Origin of the sequence: Mycobacterium sp. (genome assembly GCF_035274705.1) — a bacterium.
Lineage (GTDB): Bacteria > Actinomycetota > Actinomycetes > Mycobacteriales > Mycobacteriaceae > Mycobacterium.
Map to the genome: position 1 here is coordinate 24076 of NZ_DATENY010000032.1, position 21333 is coordinate 45408.

Here is a 21333-nt window from a genome sequence, read left to right on the forward strand (position 1 = left end):
TCGTCGTGGAGGCGATCGCCGCGGTGTTCGTGATTCTGCTCGTCGATGTCGGCCTCGCGGGGATCATGCTGTTCACCAATGCGAAGGAGGACGAGTTGGCGCATGCCGACGCGATCGTCGTCCTCGCCGGTGAACACGACGGTCGCGAGGACTACGCGATACAACTCGCCCGCGAGGGCTGGGCGCACACGGTCGTGTTGTCCAATCCGTATCTGCCCGGCGACGACGTGATGGATCGGGTCTGTCGTCCCGCTGCCGACGTCGAGGTGATCTGCGGGAAACCTCCGTCGCTCACCACTCGCGGGGAGGCCCAGATGGTGCGGCGGCTGGCCGAGCAGCGGTCGTGGAAGAAGATCATCGTCCTCACGTGGCGCTATCACATTCCACGCGCGCGGCTGGTTTTCCGGCAGTGCTATTCCGATCAGCGCGGTACGACTGTATTGCGCGCGATGCCGCGCCAGTATCCGTACTCGTTCCTGCAATGGGAGTTCATGTACTTCTACCAGTTTGCCGGCTTCGCGAAGGCCGTTCTACAGGGGACTTGTCCCTGACCTGGCAGTTTGAAGAATGTGTGGCGTAGACGGGCAAACAATGAGATAGTGTACCGACAGTCGGGGATCAGCGATTATTCGGTAGCTGCCAGCAAATAGGAGGTAGTGCGAACCGTGTCGGTGGCAGAAGAGGTTTTTGCACCCGCCAACCCCCGTCTAACCGCGGTCGGATCCGCTACCGCTACGGTGTGGCAGAGGCGGTATAAATGGGTCCTCGTCGTCACCGATGTGGCGGTCGTCACACTTGCCCTCGCCGGCGCCCAGGTCATCCGTCTCGGCAAGCCTGACCAGGCACCGGAAGCCGCGTGGGCCTATTACTCGGTGTTCTCGTATTATTCGGTGCTCTCGGTCTACGTGGCCGCCATTTGGCTGGGCCTGCTCGCCGCCTATCGCACCCGATCTCCCCGAATCGTCGGCGCGGGCGTCGAGGAATACCGCCGAGTCTTTTCGGCCACCCTGGCAACCGTCGGTGTAATCGCCGTCGTGCTGATGATCTTCCGGCCGGAATACGCTCGTGGCTATCTCGCGGTGGCCCTTCCGCTCGGATTGCTGGGTTTGCTCCTGAGCCGTAGCCTGTGCCGGCGGATTCTCGCCCGCCAGCGCCGTCGCGGAAAATGCGTGATGTCGGTGCTGGCCGTGGGCGATCCGCGGGCGGTGCGCAGCCTGGTCCAATCGCTACAGCGCGGATGGTTGTACGGCTACTCGGTGGTGGGCGTTTGCCTGACCGGTCGCAGCGACGGGGGCACGCTTGAGGTTCCCGGTGTAGGCACGCTTCCCGTCCTCGGTGACGAGGGCAAGGTGCACGACGCCATCCTGAAGACCAACGCCGACACAGTCGCGCTGACGACCACCGACCACCTCGGCCCAGAAGGGGTCCGCGAATTGTCCTGGGACCTGGACAAACTCGGCGTGGACCTGGTCGTGTCGCCGGGCGTCGTCGACGTCGCCGGTCCTCGCCTGACCATGCGCCCTGTCGCCGGCCTCCCACTGATTCACGTCGAGAAGCCGCAGTACAGCGGCACCAAGAAACTACAGAAGCGCGCCTTCGACATCTTCGTGTCGGTCACCGTGCTGCTCGGAGCGTTGCCGGTGATGCTGGGCGCTGCCATCGCCATCAAGTTGACCAGCCGGGGCCCGGTGTTCTACCGCTCGGAGCGGATCGGGCTGGACGGCCGGCCATTCCAGATGATCAAGTTCCGCACCATGGTCGACGGCGCGGACAAGCAGGTCGACAGTCTGATCCACATCAACGAGAGCGTGGGCGGCGTCCTCTTCAAGATCCGGGAGGATCCGCGGGTCACCACTGTGGGCCGGATATTGCGCCGCTACAGCATCGACGAACTGCCGCAGTTCATCAACGTGCTGCGCCGCGATATGAGCGTCGTTGGCCCGCGACCGCCGCTGCGCCGCGAGGTCGACACGTACAACGACCAGGTGCGTCGGCGGTTGCTGGTGCTGCCAGGCATCACGGGCCTCTGGCAAGTCAGTGGACGGTCCGACCTGTCCTGGGAGGACTCGGTTCGCCTCGATCTGTCTTACGTGGAGAACTGGTCCATCACCAACGACCTTCTTATTGCGGCCAAGACCATACGCATTGTGGCTGGCGGCTCTGGCGCTTACTGAGCCGGCGTCACGCGTTCTCGAACCGTAGCCGTGTCGTACGTCGGCCCTGCGGGTTAGCCGTCAAATGCCCTGGCAACCACATCGTGGGCGCTGGTAAGCGGGCCCGCTCACAGCATCGGTTGAACGCCGGTCGAGCCAGCCGGAAAAGCGCCCGTCGCGGCATCGGCTGCGCGGGCGCAAAGCATCCTTGCCGGCGTGAGCCTCGAGCGCGAAATCAATATCAATATCCATATTGCGAATGCAAATGAAAGGCGGCAAAGACATCCAGCAACGTCTAAAGGCTCGGATTGACCACCCGCCCGGACATGTTCGAGATCGCGGCCGGCAAAATAATTCACGCCGCTGTAAACAAGATCAGATTGAGGAGCCCGAGCGCTCGGCGGGGCTTCGCCGCCCCGTAGAGGTGTTCGCGGAACACTGTTTACATCGGCTGGATACGCGCAGGCGTTACCGCGCACGACACGCTCCGAGGCTGACCGACTCTAACAGCATCGCGCCGAGACGTCGCACTAGATTGAGCGCCAGACCGAGGGCAAAGGAACCATGTTGAAACGAGCGCTGTTGCTGACGTTCCTGGCCCTCGTAATCGCCGCCGAAGTCGGCGCGTTGGTGTGGGTCCAACCCATCGCCGCGAACCTGGGCCTGAAACTGATCAACCAGTTCCCGTCGTCGGGCGGAGCGCCGGCGCCCATCGAATCGGCCGATATGACCGGGTCGGGGCCAGGATCGCTGGTGACGGCGACGACGATGCCGGCAGTGACCCGAACGTTCGAGGGCAGCGATTTGAAGGCCGCACGGGTCGTGTATCGATCGACCGAGGGCGACACCGGCGAGCCGACCGTGGTGTCGGGCTCGGTGTTCGTACCCAAGGGCAAGGCCCCGCAGGGCGGCTGGCGCGTCGTGACGTTCGGCCATGCCACGTTAGGTATCGAGGGCCCCTGCGCGCCGTCGCTGTCACCGGATCTGCTGGGCTTTCTGCGCTACGTCACTGTGCTGACCGATCTGGGTTACGCGGTCGCGCTGGCCGATTTCCAGGGCCTGGGTACCAAGGGCGTGCATCCGTACTCCGATTCGCGCACGGCCGGACTCAACATGATCGACGCCGTGCGCGCACTGAAGCGCGTGTTCCCCGACGTTTCCGACACCTATGCCGCCTTCGGTGATTCGCAGGGCGGCGGCGCAGCCTGGGCCGCCGACGAGCAGGCGGCCGACTACGCGCCCGAGCTGCACATCGTCGGCGGCCTTGCCGCCTCGCCGGCGGCCGACATCTCGGGTCTGGTGGGCAAGGCTGAGCAGGCCACGCTGACCAGTGAACAACGTGCGGTTATGCAGTCGGTCATCGAGTCGCTGGCGAGGTTGCACCCCGACCTCGACCGCAATGATTTTCGCCGTGGTGGCGCCGCGCACTACTGGAACGTGCTGTCGGACTGCACCCCTGGTGCTGCGTACCGGCGCGCCAATGCGGTCGGCCAGCTCGGCCCGCGCGACTTCACGCCGCGCACACCCGAAGCCGCCGATCGACTGCGCGAACTGCTGCAACAGTGGGCACTGCCCCAGAAGCCGCTCTCGGCGCCGCTCTATGTCTGGTACGGCGGCGCCGACCCGTTCATCGACGCGGCGTGGACCAAGGCCGCGATCGAACGGGCCTGTCAGTTGGGTGGATCCGTTACCGTCGAATTCGATCCCGGCGGCGGCCACAATCCTCCCGACGCACTGGCTTTGATCAACTGGATGACGGACCGCTTCGAAGGGAAACCCGCCAAGAATGACTGCTGAGGACTCCCGCCGGCCACTTGACGCTGCGATATTGCGCGACGACGTGACGGCGGCGTCACCGCTGTGGCGCCAGCTCGACGTGGTGTCCGAAACCGGTTCGACCAATGCCGACCTGATCGCCAGGGCGGCCGCAGGCGAGGACATCGCCGGGGCCGTGCTGATCACCGAACATCAGAGCGCAGGCCGCGGACGCCAGGGCCGAAGCTGGTCGGACGTGCCAGGGGCGCAGATCACGATGTCGGTCGGTGTCGACGCAAGCGGGGTCGCGACCGAGAGCTGGGGATGGCTGACCTTGGCCACCGGTGTCGCCGTCGTCGACGCGGTCCGGGCCATCACCGGCGTCGAGGCAGGACTGAAATGGCCCAACGACGTATTGGCCGGCGGTGGCAAGCTGGCCGGCATCCTGGCCGAGGTCGCGGCACCGCAGCAGTACGTCGTCGTCGGGTTGGGCCTCAACGTCACGCTGCACAGCGACGAGATCGCTACACCGGAGGCGAGGTCGCTGTCCGAACTGGGCGTGGCCTCGCCGGATCGCCACCAGCTCATCGTCGAGCTGCTGCGCCGGCTGAGTGAGCGGATCGTCGAGTGGAAGAACGCCGACGCAAAACTGGCCGCTGCTTACCGTGCCCACTGCCTGACGATTGGTGCCGACGTGCGGGCGATCCTGCCCGACGGCCGCGAGATCGTCGGGGTGGCTAAATTTGTGGACGATCAGGGCCGGTTAGGAATCGAAAGCAATGGCCAAATGAAGGCGGTTTCGGCCGGAGATGTGATCCATCTGCGGTGAATCTAGCAATCACCTATAACGGCAATTTGCGCACCGAATGGCTGCCCCGAGAAGGGGTGGATTAACCACGTGTCGCGCGGCTGAGACGATACAGTTCAGCGAACAACTTGTTCGTGTAGTTCACGGGTCGTCTGGGGAGGACACCGCTTATGGATCATGTCGCCGAGGGTCACTACTACAGCAGCCAGATCGGGAGCAAGAACAAGGTCATCGCCTGGAGTCACCAGTCCAGGTTTGACAAGGCCCTCGAGCTGATCGGCGACGGCACCCAGAAACTGCTCGACTACGGCTGCGGGGACGGCACGTTCCTGGCAATGGCCAGCGATCGGGTCGTCGAGGGCCACGGCGTCGACGTCGACGCCGACCAGATCAAAGGCTGCCGTGAGCGGTTCGCGGAGATCGAGAACCTCAGGTTCTACACCAACGAGGAGCTGGCCGACTCCGCGCACGATAAGGCCTACGACGTCGTCACCTGCATGGAAACCCTCGAGCATTGCACCGATGAGGTGGTCGAGATGGTGCTTGCCGACGTGGCCCGCCTGTGCGCGCCGAACGGGCGAGTCATCATCAGTGTGCCGATTGAAATCGGGCCGTCATTCCTGGTGAAGCAGGCGGTGCGGTCCATCGCCCGCCGTCAGGGAGCCAGCAGTTATCAGCTCCAGGAGACCTATCCCGTCGGGCAGGCCCTGAAGATGCTGTTCGCCCGCCGCCGCACATCAATCGAACGGCCGATCTACGGTGAGCCACCGTTGACCGGCCATTCTCACTACGGGTTCAACTGGCGTCGCCTGCGTGGACGGGTTTCGCAACACCTCGCGGTCGAGCAGACGCTCTTCACGCCTTTGGGCTTCCTGGGCGGCTGGGTGAGCAGCCAGGCCTACTTCGTGTGCCGCCCCAAGGCCTGAGTCCTCAACGCTTTAGGGTCTGTACGCATGGGCTACCCGGAGAACGTCCTCGCCGCTGACGAGCAGGTCGTGCTGCACCGCCACCCGCACTGGAAGCGGTTGATCGGGCCCGTGCTCATCCTGGTGGTTGCCACCGCGCTGGCGGCTTTCGGCGCTGGGTATGTCAACCAGACCAGCTGGGACTCGACCGCACGCAACGTCGTGATGATCGTCATCGGGGTGATCTGGCTGGTGATCGTCGGCTGGCTGACGCTGTGGCCGTTCCTCAATTGGTGGACAACGCATTTCGTGATCACCGACCGGCGCGTGATGTTCCGCCACGGCCTGCTGACCCGGTCAGGCATCGACATTCCGCTGGCGCGAATCAACAGCGTCGAATTCCGGCACGGCATCATCAACCGGATGTTCCGCACCGGCACGTTGATCATCGAATCCGCGTCGCAGGATCCCCTGGAGTTCCACGACATTCCGCGAGTAGAGCAGGTCCACTCACTGCTGTATCACGAAGTCTTCGACACCCTGGGCTCGGAGGAATCGCCGAGCTGAGCGAGGCGCCGGGCGCGTCGGCCGGGGCGACGGAGGGGCGTGACTGTGCCGTCTTTGTGCGCGCGCTCCACATGGTCTTCCATCGCCTCGGCAATGCCGCCGGCGGTCAGCGATTCGATCGCCTTGTCCGGAGCGCGGCCGAACTCGTCGGGGAAGACCCACCGGCGGAACGCCCAGAAGCGGAACCCCATCTGCAGCAGATTGCCGATGATGTAGGCCGAGATGAAGTCGGCGATGTTCTCCACCGTCAGGCTGACTTCCGGAACGCGCAACATCAGCACATAGCTGGAGAACCACAGCGGTGCCATCGAGAGCAGCACCCCGACCCCGCTAAACGCGAAGAACATCAACGCCTCGTGGTGGCGCTCGCGGCCGCCACGGTCGCGGAAGCTCCATTCCCGGTTGAGGATGTAGGAGGCGATCACCGCGACGATGCCGGCGATGATCTTCGCCGTGACCGGCTTGGGCTCCAGCACCGTCAGCTTGAGCGTGTAGAAGACCGCCGAGTCGATGATGAACGTCGTGCCGCCGACGATCGCGAACTTGATCAACTCGTGATGCCGCTCCGCGTACGGCCGGATCGGGCGGGGCAGCCGAGCGATCGTGGCATCGGTGAAGGACACAACAGCGCAGTGTACGGAAATAGGGAAGGCCGCGCGTACCCGTGCAGGTCACGGCGCGTAAAACGCCCCACTCGCGCCATGACAACATATGCCTGTGCCACGTGACCCCAGCGCGCCCCCGGTGGTGACCATGGTCGGCGGCGGCCAGCTGGCCAGAATGACCCATCAGGCCGCCATCGCGCTTGGTCAGACGCTGCGCGTGTTGGCCGCCAGCCCCGACGATCCGGCCGCGCAGGTGACCCCTGACGTGGTGATCGGAGCGCATACCGACCTCGATGCGCTGCGCAAGGCGGCCGCTGGTGCAGACGCGCTGACATTCGACCACGAACACGTGCCGACCGAACTGCTGGAAAAGCTCATGGCCGACGGCGTGAACGTCGCCCCGCCACCGTCGGCGCTGATACACGCACAGGACAAGCTGGTGATGCGGCGGCGGCTCCAGGCCCTCGGCGCGCCCGTGCCGCGGTTCGCCGAGGTGACCGGCGTGGCCGACGTGGACGCGTTCGCCGCCCGCGTCGACACGCCGATCGTCGTCAAGACGGTGCGCGGCGGCTACGACGGCCGAGGCGTGACGCTGGCCCGTGACATCGCCGAGGCCCGCGACGCCGCGGCAGCCTATCTGGCCGGCGGCGCGGCGGTACTGGTCGAGCAGAAGGTGGCCATGCGGCGCGAGTTGGCCGCGCTCGTCGCACGTTCGCCGTTCGGTCAGGGCGCGGCGTGGCCGGTGGTGCAGACCGTGCAGCACGACGGTATCTGTGTCGAGGTGATCGCGCCGGCGCCCGGACTGAACGCCGAAATCAGCAGCACTGCAGGACAACTCGCGCTTCGGCTGGCCGACGAACTTGGTGTGGTCGGGGTGCTGGCCGTCGAATTGTTCGAGACCATCGACGGCGGGCTGGTGGTCAACGAGCTGGCGATGCGTCCACACAACTCCGGACACTGGAGCATGGACGGCGCAAGAACCGGCCAGTTCGAACAGCATCTGCGTGCGGTGCTCGACTATCCGCTGGGGGATACGGCGCCGATCGCGCCGGTCACTGTGATGGCCAATGTGATTGGCGCGCAGCGTGTTCCGACGATGAGCATGGATGAACGGCTGCATCACCTGTTCGGTAGGCTGCCTGAAGCCAGGGTTCATCTCTACGGCAAAGGCGAGCGTCCGGGCCGAAAGATCGGACACGTCAACATCCTCGGTGCGCCAGGTGGCTCGATCGACGACGGCGCGTACGTCGCAGATGTGCGAGAACGGGCGACACGGGCCGCACATTGGTTATCGCACGTCGAATGGACCGACGGATGGAGTGGACATGACCGTGGCTAGTGCGCGGGTCGGCGTGATCATGGGCAGCGACAGCGATTGGTCGGTGATGGAGGACGCCGCCCACGCCCTGGCCGAATTCGACGTGCCGTTCGAAGTCGGTGTGGTCTCGGCACATCGCACTCCCGCCCGCATGCTCGACTACGCGCAGACGGCGGCGGGCCGCGGCATCGAGGTGATCATCGCCGGTGCCGGCGGCGCCGCACACCTGCCGGGCATGGTCGCTTCCGCGACGCCCCTGCCGGTGATCGGGGTGCCGGTGCCGCTGGCCAAGCTCGACGGGCTCGACTCGCTGCTGTCGATCGTGCAGATGCCGGCGGGCGTGCCGGTGGCCACGGTGTCCATCGGCGGCGCCCGCAATGCGGGGCTGCTGGCCGTGCGAATCCTCGGCGCGTCGGATCCGGCGCTGCAGAAGCGGATCACCGATTTTCAGGCCGAGCTTTCCGACATGGTGTTGCAAAAGGACGCGGCGCTGCGTAATCGGCTGCTCGGGCGATAGGCTGCCATCCGATGGAGCGAAATTTCGTCCGGTACCGGGCAATTGGCCAGCGGCTTGTCACCGGCTTTCTCGAACCTGAAGTCCTGTTGCTGCTCGATGCGCTGAATTCGGCACAACGCGCCAAGCAGATTTCGGGCGCGGTCGCCGAGATCGGCGTGCACCACGGAAAGCTGTTCATCGCGCTGCGCCTGTTGCAGCGGCCCGATGAAAAAGCCGTCGCGATCGACATCTTCGACGATCAGGAGCTCAACATCGACGGCTCCGGACACGGCAGCCTCGACAAGTTCGTCAACAACGTCAAGCTGTGGTCGTCGATGGACGACGTCGTGCTGCACCAAGGTGATTCGACGAAACTCGAACCGGCCAAGCTACGCGAACTCGCGGGCGGCGAGATCCGTTTCTTCTCGGTCGACGGGGGCCATACCGCGGAAATCGTCTATAGCGATATGAATCTGGCCGAGGCCACGCTGGCCGACGGCGGCATCGTCATCGCCGACGACGTGTTCAACGAGCAGTGGCCAGGGGTTGCGACCGGCACACTGCGATATCTGGAAGACGATGTCAGGATTGCCGGCTCGGCCGGCGGCGCCAAACTCGCGCCGTTCCTGATCGGTTTCAACAAGGTGTTCTTCGCGCAGCCCGACTATTGCGCGTATTACCGCGCCGAGGTCGAGTCGGCCGTCGAGGGCAAGCTGCGGCTCGGGACCGGCTCGTCGGTGTTCTCCGGCCACGACGTCGGCCTGGTGGTGCCGCAGACGGCGGTCGACATCCTGCGCCGCAGCCAGACCATCCGGTCGGTGTATCACCGCACATACCGCGAAATGGTGCGCGGGCTCCAGGCCGTTACGGGCAGGGGCGGATCGGGCCGCTGACTGCATTGCCGGTAAAGTTACTGGCAAGTAGCAAGGAGTTTTCATGGCCATCGGTAACCCGTCTTTCGACGCTTTTCAGCTCTCCGAGGAGCACCGCGAGCTGCGCTCGGTGCTGCGCGATCTGTGCGAAAAGGAGATCGCGCCGTATGCCGCGGACGTCGACGAGAAGGCGCGCTACACCGACGAGGCTCTGACGGCGCTGACATCGTCGGGTTTCGCCGCGATCCACATCCCCGAGGAGTACGGCGGACAGGGCGGCGACTCGGTTGCCGCCTGCATCGTCATCGAAGAAGTGGCGCGGGTATGCGCGTCGTCGTCGCTGATCCCGATCTGCAACAAGCTGGGCACCATGGGCCTGCTGATGCGCGGGTCCGAAGAGCTCAAGAAGCAGGTGTTGCCGACGATCGCGGCCGGGGAGGCGGTGGCCTCGTACGCGCTCAGCGAGCGCGAGGCGGGCAGCGACGCGGCGTCGATGCGGACCCGGGCGCGTCGAGAGGGTGACGAGTGGGTCCTCAAGGGCTCCAAGTGCTGGATCTCCAACGGCGGTCACTCGACGTGGTACACGGTGATGGCGGTGACCGATCCGGACAAGGGCGCCAACGGCATCTCGGCGTTCGTGGTGCACAAGGACGACCCGGGTTTTGTGGTCGGTCCGAAGGAACGCAAGCTGGGCATCAAGGGTTCGCCGACGACGGAGCTGTACTTCGAGGACTGCCGGATTCCGGGGGACCGGATCATCGGTGAGCCCGGCACCGGGTTCAAGACCGCGCTCGCGACGCTGGATCACACGCGTCCGACGATTGGTGCGCAGGCCGTCGGCATCGCTCAGGGCGCAGTGGACGCCGCTCTGGCATACGTCAAGGAGCGCAAGCAATTCGGCAAGCCGATCAGCGATTTCCAGGGTGTCCAATTCATGCTGGCCGATATGGCGATGAAGCTGGAGGCGGCCCGGCTGCTGGTGTACACCGCCGCGGCCCGCGCCGAACGCGGCGAGCCCAACCTGGGGTTCATCTCGTCGGCGTCGAAGTGCTTTGCCTCCGACGTGGCGATGGAGGTCACCACCGACGCGGTGCAGCTGTTCGGCGGCTACGGCTACACGGTCGACTTCCCGGTCGAACGCTTCATGCGCGACGCCAAGATCACGCAGATCTACGAGGGCACCAACCAGATTCAGCGCGTCGTGATGTCGCGCGCGCTGCTGAAGTAAACCGGTTGCCGCGAGGCAACGAAGCGTGTCGAAAACTGTGTCGATAGTACGTTGATTTGGCAAATGTCAGCGCAGTGTCCCGCAGTCCATTGAACTGGCATAAGACATGTATCTCAACAGAAGCGTGCGATGCTGGCAAAGTTTGTGGATGCAAAGACTGACAATTTAATGTAGCGTCAGTGGCGCCATTCAAGTCTGAATGCAACCTCGTGCGGGGGCCGAAGGACGTATTCCGATGACGGCGAGAACTGCCTTGCCCGCAACTGTGGACCACCCCCGCGGCGTGCCTGGCCCGATGGCTCCGGTCGACGCCATGTGGTACTGGTTCGCAACGAAGTTCCCGACCGATCAGTTCCTGGTCTACGCGTTCGCCGGTACTGCTGATGTCGACGCCGCGGCGGCCCAAGTTCTCGAACGCGCCAATGCGTCGTTCGACCTGAAGCTGCGGATCGCACCTCACCGCTGGGACGTCACCTTTCCCCGTTGGCGCATCGGCGACGTCGACGCCGGTCAGGTTGTCGTCCACACACTGCCGGAGCCGACGTGGCCCGCCTTCCTGCAGGCGCTTGCGCGGCTCACCGACGATCAACTGGATCCGCGTTCGGCGGCCTGGCGGCTACACGTCTATCCCGGTCTGTCGCAGGTCCCCGCCACGCCGGGAGAGTCGACGGTCGTCGTGGTGCAGATGGCCCATCCGCTCGCCGACGGTTTGCGCTCGTCGGCGCTGGCCGGCTATCTGTTCGGGCGGGAAAGGCCATTGCCCGAAACCAGCTGGCGTCGCGCCGGCGGGCTCGCCGGCCGAATGATGGAACGTGCCACGCAGCAGCGGCAGCTGGCACGCGACGTCGACGCCGGCCGGATACCGCCGATGAGCGGTCTCGTTCCCGCCTTGAGTACCAACAACATTCCCACCGGCACCCGCCTGCTGCGGACTCTGGCCACGTCAGAGTCCGAGATCGCCGGCCCGACGGTGACGATCGGTGTGCTGGCCGCGATATCGGAGGCGTTGTCGGGTTACCTGAGCACTCGTGGCGAGGACGTCTCGCAGCTGACCGCCGAGGTGCTGATGTCCAGGCCCGGCATGCGCTACGCCTACAACCATTTCGATGCGGTCGGTATCGGCCTGCACAGCGCTGCCGTGTCGCGGAGCGAGCGAATCCGGTTGATCGCGCGGGAGTTACAGGCCTGCCGGATGCACCGCGACCATCCCGCCGTCGTCGCCGACGAACGTGTTTTCGACGCGGTGCCCGGCCCCCTACGCCGTTGGGGCGTCAAGCGGCTCGATCCCCATGCTCGGCCCGCCTTGGTGCGCGGCAATACCGGGGTTTCCAGCGTGCACCGCGGACCGGCCGACCTTCAATTCGGCGGCTGCCCAGTGACTTTGACGTGTGGTTTCCCGGCGCTGTCGTCGGTGCTGGGACTGACGCACGGCGTGCACGGAATCGGCGACACGATCGCGGTCAGCGTGAACACGACCTCGTCGATCATCGGTGACTTCGACGAATACATCGACCGCCTGGCCGTCGCTCTGCGCTGACGCGGTCGCGTCGGCGGTCAGCCCATCAGCGACACGAGCCGGTGATAGACGGCCCGAGCGGTCTCACTGCGGCGCGCCACATCCGCCGGCCGCTTCGGCACCGGCACCAGGACGCCAACATCGTGGCCTCCGAACACCGAAGCGTATACCGCGGTCATGGTTCGGCCGCCGTAGGCGTCGTCGATCGCGCGCCGGTAGTCGTCGGCATGGCTGCGATGCGCGAAGAGGACCTTGTTGAAGCCGATGTAGAAAGGCACCAGCGCGCCGCCCTGCTCGAGGTAGTGCACCGTACCGACGGCCACGCCGGGCCACTGCTGGTTGAACACGTCGTCGGCGATCACCACGCCGCCCTCGGCCAGCGTTTCCTCTGCCAACCGCATGTCGCTCAACGCGATCTCTGCGGTGTGGCCGCCGTCCACGGAGAACAGCCGCACCTCTTTGAGTTCGGGAATGTCGCCGGGCTTGATCTTCGTCGAGTCGCCGCCGTGGATCACCAGCCCGTCCCGGCTCGACCACCGGTCGATGTTTTGCAGGAAGCGGCCGAGGTCGCCTTTACCGGACCTGTCGATGTTGGCTTCCTGATTCTCGAACAGGTCGATCGCGATTGCCGACTCACCTGGCTGCTGCAAGAGCTTCATCGCGATGAACAGTTGCCCGTGATGCACGCCGATCTCTGCGATAGGCCCGCCAATACCGGCTCTACGCTGGGCGGTGTCTATCTCCCTCAGAAGGCCGATGGCCGGCGACTCGGTGTAGCCAGCGACCCGACGGTGTCCGAACAGGCGATACGCAATAAAGCCCTTCGAGGTCCCCACCACAGCGCTCAGTTTACGTGGTGATATTTGCCTTGTGAACAAAGCACGCCATTTGCTGGACGCTGCCTCCGCCCGATCACCCCCGGGTGACTTTCTCCATCTGGCGGCGACGGTCCAACACGGAAGCATCCGGATTCGCCACCTGAACCAATGAAGCTCCGGCCGCGAAAACCGCCAAGAGTCCGTCGGTCAGCTCATCGGCGGTGTTCCAGTGCGCCGTCGACAGGACGCGGTCCTTGGCCACCAAACCCTGTGCGGCCGCGGAAGCTTGGGCGCCGGCGATAACGTCGGTGACCGAGCGGCCGTCGAGCGCGGGACCGGGATGGCGTTCGGGCGCAATCTGATCGCCGTGTACCCGCACCGACGAGGCGTAGTCGGTCACGCCGATCGGAAGGTCGGCGACAGGCTTGCCGAACGGATCCAAAGACAGCACCGCGATCTCGCCCGCGCCGACGGCGGCGTCGGCGTCGGCGAGCCGATCGGCGGTGCACAGCGCGATCTCTGCCGCTCTTCCTTGCATGCCGCCCAGGACGACTTCCGCTCCGACCCACCAGATTCCGAACAGCACCGCGGCGGTCTGCCAATGCGCGGGCAATAGCACCGCGACGCGCGAGCCCGGCCCCGCGCCGAGTTCGTCGCGCAGCAGGTTGCCGGTCTTGGCGGCCCAGTTGGCGAGTGTGACGGCGGAAAGCTCGATGCGTTCACCGGTGGCATCGTCGTAGTAGGTGATCCGTGGCCCCGCCGGGTCGGCGGCCATCAGCGGATCGACTAGCGCCGACGTCACGGTGGTCAGTTGACGCACTCCGGGTCGTTCGAGCCGGCCGTCAGGATCGGCGATGGGGCAGGGGTGGATTCGGGCGAATCACTCGATCCGGCAGCGGCCTGGTCCGCGGTGGCCATCGTCGGGTCGGTGCCGTCGAGGCCGGCGCCTGGGCCGGTGTAGTCAGCAGCCAGCACCACACGCACAGACCCGGGGGCCAGCGATGCGTTCTCGACGACTGGGAGTCCGCCGAGTTCCTTCGAAACCGATTGCGCGCCAAGGTCGCCGGCCTTAGCCGCCTGCACCTGGCTGCCCGTGACGTGGCCGGCGTCGTTGTTGCCGGTGGTACCCGGTGTGAATCCCTTGTTGGTCAATACCGTTGACACGGCGGAGGCCAATCCGTTGATGTCCGAGTCGTTGACAACGTCGACGGTGGTCTTGCTTGGCGAGTAGGCGAGTTGCTCGGTCTTGCCCTCGTCCTGCTCGTGCAGAAGGCTGGCCACCCACTCCTTGACCGCAGAGGGGTTCACCCGCACCACGCTCTGCATCCCGTCGTCGCTCCATCCCGCCTCCTCGACGATGGGGATGGTCGCGAATGCGACGCTGCCGGCGGCGAGTTTCTGCAGCTGTTTGACGAAATCCATGATGTCCCAACCCTCGGACAGCACGACCGACCGCTGGACGGCGTCTTCCAGGCGGTTCAGGGTAGACGGGCTGGACAGCGTCTTGCTGGAGATGACGTCGTGCGCCAGTGACGCCATCACCGCCTGCTGGCGCGTCACCCGGTCCAGGTCGCCGCGTGGTAGGTCGTGGCGTTGCCGGACGAAGCTCAATGCCTGCGGTCCGTTCAGTTTCTGCCAGCCCGCGGGGAAGTCCGCACCCGAAAGGGGTTCGTAGACAGCCTCTTTCAGACAGACGTTGACTCCGCCCAGCGCGTCGGTGATCAACGCGAAGCCGAGCAGGCCGATTTCGGCATAGTGGTCGACGGTGACGCCGGTGAGGTTGGCGACGGTTTTGATCAACGCTTCGCGGCCGGCTTCGGTCGCTTCCGGTTCGGCCTGCGCCGGGTCCACGCCTTTTTGTTCGACGAGTTCGGTCTTCTTCTCGAAATAAGCCGAGCCGTACACGCCGTTGATCTTCATCTTGTTTCCGCCCGGCGTCGCGACGTAGGAGTCGCGGGGGATGGATATGGCGGTGGCCGACTTCCCGTTGTTCGGGATGCGCACCAGGATAATCGTGTCGGTGTTGGTGGACTCGTCGTCGCCGGCCCGCAGCGTTGCCAGTTCCTCTGCCGACAGCGGGTTGCCGTGCGCGTCTGTGCGGCTGTCCAAGCCGACGAGCAAGATGTCGATCGCGCCGTCCGCGCCGCCCTCGCCGAGCGCCACCGAGGAAAAGTGGTTGATGCCGGATTCGAACGACCGGATCTTGCCCCACGCGACGCCGGTACCCACCACGATCACCAGCGCAGCGCACACGGCAATGACACGAAGCGTGCGAGCGGGCATCTGCCCAGGCTACTTGCGAGACGCCCATAGACCGGGTAGCGCTTCTCGGCGTGCCAGACTCGTGATCATGTCGGGCCGAATCGTTATCTCCGGCGCGGGCGGCCTCGTCGGACGTGTCTTAGCAGATCAGGCACGCAGACAGGGCCGCGACGTGCTCGCATTGACGTCGTCGCAGTGGGATATCACCGATGCAGCCGCCGCTGAGCGTTTCATCGAGGCCGGCGACGTCGTGATCAACTGCGCGGCCTACACGAAGGTTGACGACGCGGAGAAGGACGAGGCCAGGGCGGCAGCCGTGAATACGACGGGACCGGAGAACGTCGCGCAGGCCTGCGCCCGCGCCGGTGCGGACCTCATCCACATCTCCACCGACTACGTGTTTTCCGGTTCGCTGCGCCGACCTTATGAGATCGACGACGAAACCGACCCGCTGAGCGTCTACGGCCGCACCAAGCTGGCCGGCGAAGTGGCCGCGCTGGCGGCGATGCCCGACGCCCACGTCGTGCGCACGGCGTGGATCTACGAGGGAGGCAACGGCACGGACTTCGCGGCGGTCATGCGCCGGCTCGCCGCCGGCGAGGGAACGGTGGAAGTGGTGGCCGACCAGGTCGGTTCGCCCACCTACGTCGGTGACCTTGTCGGGGCGCTGCTGCAAATCGTCGACGGCGCCATCAGCGGACCGGTGCTGCACGCCGCCAATGAGGGCGAGGCCAGCCGCTTCGAGCAGGCGCGGGCGGTGTTCGAGGCGGTAGGCGCCGATCCGGAACGCGTGCGGCCTGTCGGCAGCGACCGCTATCCTCGCCCCGCGCCGCGGCCGCCGTATTCCGCGTTGTCCGGCCGGCTGTCCGCGAAGGCGGGGCTGACGCCGTTGCGGCCGTGGCGGGAGGCTCTGGTGGCGGCGATCACTTCAGGTGGCCCGCTAACCTCTACCGCGTGAGCGACGAACTGGTTTCCGTCACGTGAGTGACGATTCGGCAGGGGTCACGTGAGTGACGAATTGGTGGTGGTGACGGTTACGTACTCACCGGGACCACACCTCGACCGGTTCTTGGCCTCGCTGTCGCATGCGACCGACCGGCCGGTGACGGTGATCATGGCCGACAACGGTTCGACCGACGGCGCCCCCGAAGAGGCGCTCGAGCGCTATCCCAACGCCCGGCTGTTGCGTACCGGCGGCAACCTCGGCTACGGAACCGCGGTGAACCGGGCTGTCGACGAGTACCTCAAGGACTCGGGCTATCCGGAGTTTTTCGTGGTTGCGAACCCGGATGTGCAGTGGGGGCCGCGCAGCATCGACATCCTGATGGGGGCCGCCGCGCGCTGGCCGCGCGCCGGTGCGCTGGGGCCGTTGATCCGCGACCCCGACGGTTCGGTCTACCCGTCGGCGCGCCACCTGCCGAGCCTGATCCGGGGTGGGATGCACGCCGTGGTCGGTCCGTTCTGGAAGGCCAACCCGTGGACCGCGGAATACCGCCAGGAGCGGTTGGAGCCCAGCGAACGCCCCGTCGGCTGGCTGTCGGGCTCGTGCCTGTTGCTGCGGCGCGCTGCGTTCGATGAGGTGTCGGGCTTCGACGAGCGCTATTTCATGTACATGGAAGACGTCGACCTGGGTGATCGCCTCGGTAAGGCGGGCTGGCAGAACGTATATGTGCCGTCGGCGGAGATTTTGCACGACAAGGGCCACGCCACCGGCCGGGACCCGGCCCGCAACTTGGCGGCCCACCATACGAGCACCTACACTTTCCTGTCAGATCGGCATCCGAAGCGATGGCAGGCGCCGCTGCGGTGGACGATCAGGGCAGCACTGGCCGCACGCGCGAGTCTGGTGGTCCGCAATTCTCGGCGAGGCAGGTGAAAGGACGGCCCTGATGGTCAACCCGGCAGAGGTGGATGCTGTCGTCCTGGTTGGTGGCTTGGGCACGCGGCTGCGACCGCTGACGCTCTCGGCGCCCAAGCCGATGCTGCCGACTGCGGGTCTGCCGTTTCTGACGCACCTACTGTCGCGGATCGCCGATGCCGGCATCGAGCACGTGGTGCTGGGCACGTCGTACAAGGCCAGCGTCTTCGAATCGGAGTTCGGCGACGGCTCCAAGCTCGGACTGCAGATCGACTACGTCGTCGAGGATGAGCCGCTGGGCACCGGCGGCGGCATCGCCAATGTTGCGGACAAGCTGCGCTACGACACCGCGCTGGTGTTCAACGGCGACGTGCTCTCCGGCGCCGATCTGGGTGCGCTGCTGCAGACCCATGAAAGCAACGGCGCCGACGTCACGCTGCACCTGGTGCGCGTCGGCGATCCCCGGGCATTCGGCTGCGTGCCAACGGACTCCGAGGGCGTGGTGACCGCGTTCTTGGAGAAGACCCAGGATCCGCCGACCGATCAGGTCAACGCGGGCTGCTACGTGTTCAAGCGCTCGGTCATCGATGGGATTCCGAAGGGCAGGCCGCTGTCGGTGGAGCGCGAGGTGTTCCCGCAGCTGCTATCGGATGGGCTCAAGGTGTGCGGCTACGTCGACGCCACGTACTGGCGAGACATGGGCACGCCCGACGATTTCGTCCGCGGTTCGGCCGATCTCGTGCGGGGTATCGCGCCGTCGCCGGCGCTCGGCGGGCAGCGCGGCGAAAAGCTTGTACACGACGGCGCCGCGGTCTCGCCCGGTGCGCTGCTGATCGGCGGAACGGTCGTGGGTCGCGGCGCCGAAATCGGTGCGGGCGCACGGCTTGACGGTGCGGTGATCTTCGACGGGGTGCGCATCGGCGCGGGCGCGGTGATCGAACGCTCGATCATCGGCTTCGGCGCCCGTATCGGTCCGCGCGCGTTGGTCCGCGACGGCGTGATCGGCGACGGCGCCGACATCGGTGCGCGCTGCGAATTGCTACGCGGTGCGCGGGTGTGGCCGGGAGTCACGATTCCCGACGGCGGCATCCGCTATTCGACCGACGTCTGAGCAGCCTTCGCCAGTTGCGTCAGGCCGAAGTCGCAGTCCTCGGGCAGTCCTTGTAGCGGCCACCACCGCAGATCCAAAGACTCGTCGCTGACCGCGATTTCGGCGTCGGCCGGCGCGTGCACGATGAACTGCATGTCAAGGTGACGGGTCGGCACGCCGAGCGAGCAGGTGACGGGGTGCACGTGCAGCGCGGCCAGCGCCGGGTCGATGGTCAAGTCGTCGATCCCGGATTCCTCTGTGGCTTCCCGCAGCGCGGCGGAGACGATGTCGGGATCGGTTGCTTCGCAATGCCCGCCGAGTTGCAACCACCGGCCGAAGCGCGGGTGCAACGTCAGCAGTGCGTGCGTGCCGGTGTAGTCGAGCACCAGCGCCGAGGCCGTGACATGGCCGGGCACGCATTCACGCAGACAACCATCGGGACGGGCGGCGAGAAACGCGAGCACGGCGTGGCGCAGTGTGTCCTGCTCTGGATCTGGTGCGTGCCAACCGGTCAAGGTCTCGACGGCCGAGGCATGCAGACTCACTTGCGCACCAGCAGGCCGTCGGTCGGGACCGGGTCGCGTGGTCCGGATGGCGCCGTGCCGTCTTCGGGGTATCCGATCGCAATGGCGCCCAACGGTTCCCACTCTGCCGGCAGGGCCAATTCGTCGCGGACCAGGTCCGCAGCGAAGATCGTCGAGCCGATCCAGCAGCTGCCCACGCCGCGCACCGCAAGCGCCACCAGCAGCGCCTGCACGGCAGCACCCACCGCGACGGTGAACATCGTGTGCTCGGCCGCGGTCCGGGCCGGGTCGGGGTAGCTGTGGGCACCGTCGCGCACCATGAACGGGATCACCAGCTCCGGTGCGTCGTAGAGGATCTGGCCGCGGCCGATGCGGCGCTCGACGGCGTCGGCCGGCCTTCCGTCGCCGGTCAGGTCGGCGCGCCACTTCTCCTTCATCCGGTCCAGCAGCCGCAGGCGCTTGGCCGGGTCCTGCATCCAGACGAACCGCACCGGCCGGGTGTGATGTGGGGCAGGCGCGGTGAGCGCTTCGGCTACGGCGGCCTCGATGAGTTCGGCCGCGACAGGCTCACCACTGAACTGGCGCACCGAGCGCCGCAGCAGCTGGGCCTGGCTGCGGCCCAACGCGATCGCTTCCTCGGTGCCCAGCCAGAACAGGTCCTCCTCGCCCGGCCGCAACAATGTGCGTGCGTTGGACCCGTTGTCGGACAATGTCAATCCGCGCACCACCGCGGCCGGAATGTCGGTCAGTTTGCCCTTCACCAAGTCGGCCGCAGCCGCGATCTCGTCGGCGACGGCGATCTCGGTGACGATCAACTCGTTTCCGTGCCGGTCCTGCGCCCCGGCGTATCCGTGCAGCACGGTTAGGCCCGCAGCACCGATCGCGAAGTCGGCCTGCCCGTTGCGCCAGGCCCGGCCCATCGTATCCGTGATGACCACGCCGACGGTGACACCGAGCCGATCGCGTAGCCCTGCCCGCAGCGTTGCCGCGCTGGTGTCGGGATCCTCTGGAAGAAGCGCCAATTCTGTTGATCCGATGTTGGATCCGTCGACTCCGGCAGCGGCCTGCACCAAGCCGAGCGCATTCTCGGTGATCAAGGTGCGGCCCTTGCGTGCCAGCACTCGCACTGCTTCGGCGTCGATCAGCTTGCGCCGCAGCGCATCCCGTTCCTCGGGATCGGACGGCGCGGCGACGATGCGGCCCTCACACTTGGACACCACCTTGCTGGTGACCACCACGACGTCGTCGTCTTGGAGCCAAGGCGCCGCCTCGGCGATGGCCGCGGCGAGGTCGTCGCCGGGACGAAACTCGGGCAGGCCCGCCACAGGAAGTAGTTCAACCGCAGCGGCGGAACCGTGCTCGGTCACGGCTTCACCCCGGCGAGGTCCAATCCGGCACGGATCATTTCGGCTGTCGCCGCCGGAGCCGTCATCAGTAGAGGCACCGCCCGCACCTCGACGCCGTCGATCTCGGCGTGGTCGCCCTCGTGAATCAACCAGCCGTCGAGGATGCCGACGCCCGAGCGGGGACCGTAGTAGCCACCGACGGCTTCGGAGGTGCTCGCTACGCCGATGACCGACAGGCATTCGTCGGCCATGCCCCGCAAGGGCTTTCCGCCGATGATGGGGGAGTAGCCGATCACGCGTGCTTTTGTGGAGCGCAGTGCACCGCGGATGCCGGAGATGGCCAGTATCGCGCCGATGCTCACCACCGGGTTGGACGGCGCGATCAGCACCACGTCGGCGTCCGCTATCGCCTCGGTGACACCGGGGCCTGCGGTGGCTTTGTCGGCGCCCACGAACGCAAAGCTATGCGTTTGGACCTGAGCGCGGTAGCGCACCCACCATTCCTGAAAGTGGATCGCGCGTTTCTCGCCATCGCTGGGATCGGTGATGACGACGTGGGTTTCGCTGCGGTCGTCACTGGCCGGCAGCAGCCGCGCCCCGGGCGACCAGCGCTGGCACAGCGCTTCGGTGACTTCCGACAGCGGATAACCGGCGCGCAGCATCTGGCTGCGCACCAGATGGGTGGCCAGGTCGCGGTCGCCAAGCCCGAACCAGTCCGGCTGTACACCGTAGGCCGCGAGTTCCTCTTTGGCGTGCCAGGTTTCGTCGCGGTGCCCCCAGCCGCGTTCCGGGTCGATGCCGCCACCGAGCGTGTACATGCACGTGTCCAGGTCGGGGCAGATGCGCACGCCGTACATCCAGGCGTCGTCGCCGATGTTCACCACGGCCGTCAGCTCATGGGAAGATTCACCGAACTGGCCAAGCCCCAACAAGCGTTGCACGCCCAGCAGGAAGCGGGCGCCGCCGACGCCACCGACCAGAACCGTGACCTTCACATCGACCGACACTAGGCCGTCGCGCCGGAACCGGTTGCGGCACGGGGGTGTGAGAGACACGCCGATGCGCCGACGCGCCGAATTCGGATCACGGAATGGTATGAATTTCTGTTCCAGCGCTTGACCGCAGCAGCTAACGCGTGTGTAATCACACCAGTGTCATTTCGCGGTTGGCCGGCCGGTTCCGGTGTCGCAGACCGAGATTCGATCACTTGTT

The 21333-nt window shown here is 66.0% G+C and carries 21 protein-coding genes; 14 read left to right on the forward strand and 7 right to left on the reverse strand.

Translation table 11 applies throughout. From position 1 onward, the window contains the following. Positions 1-5: 5 nt before the first annotated feature. The 6 genes from VJV41_RS08370 (at position 6) to VJV41_RS08395 (ending at position 6188) form a co-directional block, all read left to right on the forward strand. Positions 6-551: a YdcF family protein gene (locus tag VJV41_RS08370; protein ID WP_325332835.1), complete on the forward strand. Its 546-nt coding sequence runs from the start codon at positions 6-8 to the stop codon at positions 549-551. Positions 552-737: 186 nt separating this feature from the next. Further along, positions 738-2174 carry a sugar transferase gene (locus VJV41_RS08375; protein ID WP_325332865.1) on the forward strand — a complete coding sequence of 479 codons (1437 nt, stop codon included), beginning with the start codon at positions 738-740 and terminating at the stop codon, positions 2172-2174. A 543-nt stretch (positions 2175-2717) separates the two neighbouring features. Then, entirely contained in the window at positions 2718-3950 is a 1233-nt protein-coding gene (locus VJV41_RS08380; RefSeq protein WP_414684912.1) for a lipase family protein, read from the forward strand. Continuing rightward, positions 3940-4737, forward strand: coding sequence for a biotin--[acetyl-CoA-carboxylase] ligase (locus VJV41_RS08385; RefSeq protein WP_325332837.1), 798 nt, complete (start codon positions 3940-3942; stop codon positions 4735-4737). Before VJV41_RS08380 ends, VJV41_RS08385 begins: the two co-directional genes overlap by 11 nt. Positions 4738-4886: 149 nt before the next feature. Continuing rightward, positions 4887-5642, forward strand: coding sequence for a class I SAM-dependent methyltransferase (locus VJV41_RS08390; protein WP_325332838.1), 756 nt, complete (start codon positions 4887-4889; stop codon positions 5640-5642). A 27-nt stretch (positions 5643-5669) separates the two neighbouring features. Next, the gene (locus VJV41_RS08395) at positions 5670-6188 is read left to right on the forward strand and encodes a PH domain-containing protein (protein WP_325332839.1); all 519 of its coding nucleotides are present in this window, start codon (positions 5670-5672) and stop codon (positions 6186-6188) included. Here VJV41_RS08395 and VJV41_RS08400 read toward each other — a convergent pair. Then, positions 6143-6811, reverse strand: coding sequence for a GtrA family protein (locus tag VJV41_RS08400; protein ID WP_325332840.1), 669 nt, complete (start codon positions 6809-6811; stop codon positions 6143-6145). The genes VJV41_RS08395 and VJV41_RS08400 overlap by 46 nt on opposite strands. Before the next feature lie 94 nt (positions 6812-6905). On the opposite strand from VJV41_RS08400, the gene VJV41_RS08405 reads away from it, so the two are divergent. The 5 genes from VJV41_RS08405 to VJV41_RS08425 all read left to right on the forward strand — a co-directional run bounded on the left by VJV41_RS08405 (position 6906) and on the right by VJV41_RS08425 (position 12244). After that, positions 6906-8132: a 5-(carboxyamino)imidazole ribonucleotide synthase gene (locus VJV41_RS08405; protein ID WP_325332841.1), complete on the forward strand. Its 1227-nt coding sequence runs from the start codon at positions 6906-6908 to the stop codon at positions 8130-8132. Continuing rightward, positions 8119-8628, forward strand: coding sequence for a 5-(carboxyamino)imidazole ribonucleotide mutase (gene purE / locus VJV41_RS08410; RefSeq protein WP_325332842.1), 510 nt, complete (start codon positions 8119-8121; stop codon positions 8626-8628). Before VJV41_RS08405 ends, purE begins: the two co-directional genes overlap by 14 nt. 11 nt (positions 8629-8639) lie before the next feature. Continuing rightward, positions 8640-9500: a class I SAM-dependent methyltransferase gene (locus VJV41_RS08415; protein WP_325332843.1), complete on the forward strand. Its 861-nt coding sequence runs from the start codon at positions 8640-8642 to the stop codon at positions 9498-9500. 43 nt (positions 9501-9543) lie between these two features. Then, positions 9544-10707 (forward strand): acyl-CoA dehydrogenase, encoded by a 1164-nt coding sequence (locus VJV41_RS08420; RefSeq protein ID WP_325332844.1) that lies wholly within the window; start codon positions 9544-9546, stop codon positions 10705-10707. Positions 10708-10942: 235 nt separating this feature from the next. Then, positions 10943-12244: a DUF1298 domain-containing protein gene (locus tag VJV41_RS08425; protein ID WP_325332845.1), complete on the forward strand. Its 1302-nt coding sequence runs from the start codon at positions 10943-10945 to the stop codon at positions 12242-12244. A gap of 17 nt (positions 12245-12261) precedes the next feature. Here the strand turns inward: VJV41_RS08425 and VJV41_RS08430 are convergent, their stop codons facing one another. The 3 genes from VJV41_RS08430 to VJV41_RS08440 form a co-directional block, all read right to left on the reverse strand. Continuing rightward, a complete protein-coding gene (locus VJV41_RS08430) occupies positions 12262-13062 on the reverse strand; it encodes a class I SAM-dependent methyltransferase (RefSeq protein ID WP_325332846.1) in 801 nt (266 codons plus the stop codon). Between the two features lie 73 nt (positions 13063-13135). Further along, positions 13136-13852, reverse strand: a complete 717-nt coding sequence (locus tag VJV41_RS08435) for a TIGR03089 family protein (RefSeq protein ID WP_325332866.1) — start codon at positions 13850-13852, stop codon at positions 13136-13138. After that, positions 13849-15324 (reverse strand): LCP family protein, encoded by a 1476-nt coding sequence (locus tag VJV41_RS08440; protein ID WP_325332847.1) that lies wholly within the window; start codon positions 15322-15324, stop codon positions 13849-13851. Before VJV41_RS08440 ends, VJV41_RS08435 begins: the two co-directional genes overlap by 4 nt. Before the next feature lie 67 nt (positions 15325-15391). On the opposite strand from VJV41_RS08440, the gene rfbD reads away from it, so the two are divergent. The 3 genes from rfbD (at position 15392) to VJV41_RS08455 (ending at position 18272) form a co-directional block, all read left to right on the forward strand. Beyond that, positions 15392-16261 (forward strand): dTDP-4-dehydrorhamnose reductase, encoded by an 870-nt coding sequence (gene rfbD, locus VJV41_RS08445; RefSeq protein WP_325332848.1) that lies wholly within the window; start codon positions 15392-15394, stop codon positions 16259-16261. A 66-nt stretch (positions 16262-16327) separates the two neighbouring features. Next, positions 16328-17179 carry a glycosyltransferase family 2 protein gene (locus tag VJV41_RS08450; RefSeq protein ID WP_414684917.1) on the forward strand — a complete coding sequence of 284 codons (852 nt, stop codon included), beginning with the start codon at positions 16328-16330 and terminating at the stop codon, positions 17177-17179. A 13-nt stretch (positions 17180-17192) separates the two neighbouring features. Next, positions 17193-18272, forward strand: coding sequence for an NDP-sugar synthase (locus tag VJV41_RS08455; RefSeq protein WP_325332850.1), 1080 nt, complete (start codon positions 17193-17195; stop codon positions 18270-18272). Here VJV41_RS08455 and VJV41_RS08460 read toward each other — a convergent pair. The 3 genes from VJV41_RS08460 to cofD are packed head-to-tail and all read right to left on the reverse strand — an operon-like array spanning position 18254 to position 21116. After that, a complete protein-coding gene (locus VJV41_RS08460; RefSeq protein ID WP_325332851.1) occupies positions 18254-18796 on the reverse strand; it encodes an NUDIX hydrolase in 543 nt (180 codons plus the stop codon). The genes VJV41_RS08455 and VJV41_RS08460 overlap by 19 nt on opposite strands. Then, positions 18793-20142 (reverse strand): coenzyme F420-0:L-glutamate ligase, encoded by a 1350-nt coding sequence (locus VJV41_RS08465; protein ID WP_325332852.1) that lies wholly within the window; start codon positions 20140-20142, stop codon positions 18793-18795. Before VJV41_RS08465 ends, VJV41_RS08460 begins: the two co-directional genes overlap by 4 nt. Beyond that, positions 20139-21116: a 2-phospho-L-lactate transferase gene (cofD, locus tag VJV41_RS08470; protein WP_325332853.1), complete on the reverse strand. Its 978-nt coding sequence runs from the start codon at positions 21114-21116 to the stop codon at positions 20139-20141. The genes VJV41_RS08465 and cofD overlap by 4 nt, the downstream gene beginning before the upstream one ends. Positions 21117-21333: the final 217 nt, after the last annotated feature.

Bases quoted from the DNA above. Each gene is read 5' to 3' on its own strand.
- VJV41_RS08380 (WP_414684912.1), top strand. From the start codon at position 2,718: ATGTTGAAACGAGCGCTGTTGCTGACGTTCCTGGCCCTCGTAATCGCC.
- VJV41_RS08385 (WP_325332837.1), top strand. From the start codon at position 3,940: ATGACTGCTGAGGACTCCCGCCGGCCACTTGACGCTGCGATATTGCGC.
- VJV41_RS08390 (WP_325332838.1), top strand. From the start codon at position 4,887: ATGGATCATGTCGCCGAGGGTCACTACTACAGCAGCCAGATCGGGAGC.
- VJV41_RS08395 (WP_325332839.1), top strand. From the start codon at position 5,670: ATGGGCTACCCGGAGAACGTCCTCGCCGCTGACGAGCAGGTCGTGCTG.
- purE (WP_325332842.1), top strand. From the start codon at position 8,119: ATGACCGTGGCTAGTGCGCGGGTCGGCGTGATCATGGGCAGCGACAGC.
- VJV41_RS08415 (WP_325332843.1), top strand. From the start codon at position 8,640: ATGGAGCGAAATTTCGTCCGGTACCGGGCAATTGGCCAGCGGCTTGTC.
- VJV41_RS08420 (WP_325332844.1), top strand. From the start codon at position 9,544: ATGGCCATCGGTAACCCGTCTTTCGACGCTTTTCAGCTCTCCGAGGAG.
- VJV41_RS08425 (WP_325332845.1), top strand. From the start codon at position 10,943: ATGACGGCGAGAACTGCCTTGCCCGCAACTGTGGACCACCCCCGCGGC.
- VJV41_RS08440 (WP_325332847.1), bottom strand. From the start codon at position 15,324: ATGCCCGCTCGCACGCTTCGTGTCATTGCCGTGTGCGCTGCGCTGGTG.
- rfbD (WP_325332848.1), top strand. From the start codon at position 15,392: ATGTCGGGCCGAATCGTTATCTCCGGCGCGGGCGGCCTCGTCGGACGT.
- VJV41_RS08455 (WP_325332850.1), top strand. From the start codon at position 17,193: ATGGTCAACCCGGCAGAGGTGGATGCTGTCGTCCTGGTTGGTGGCTTG.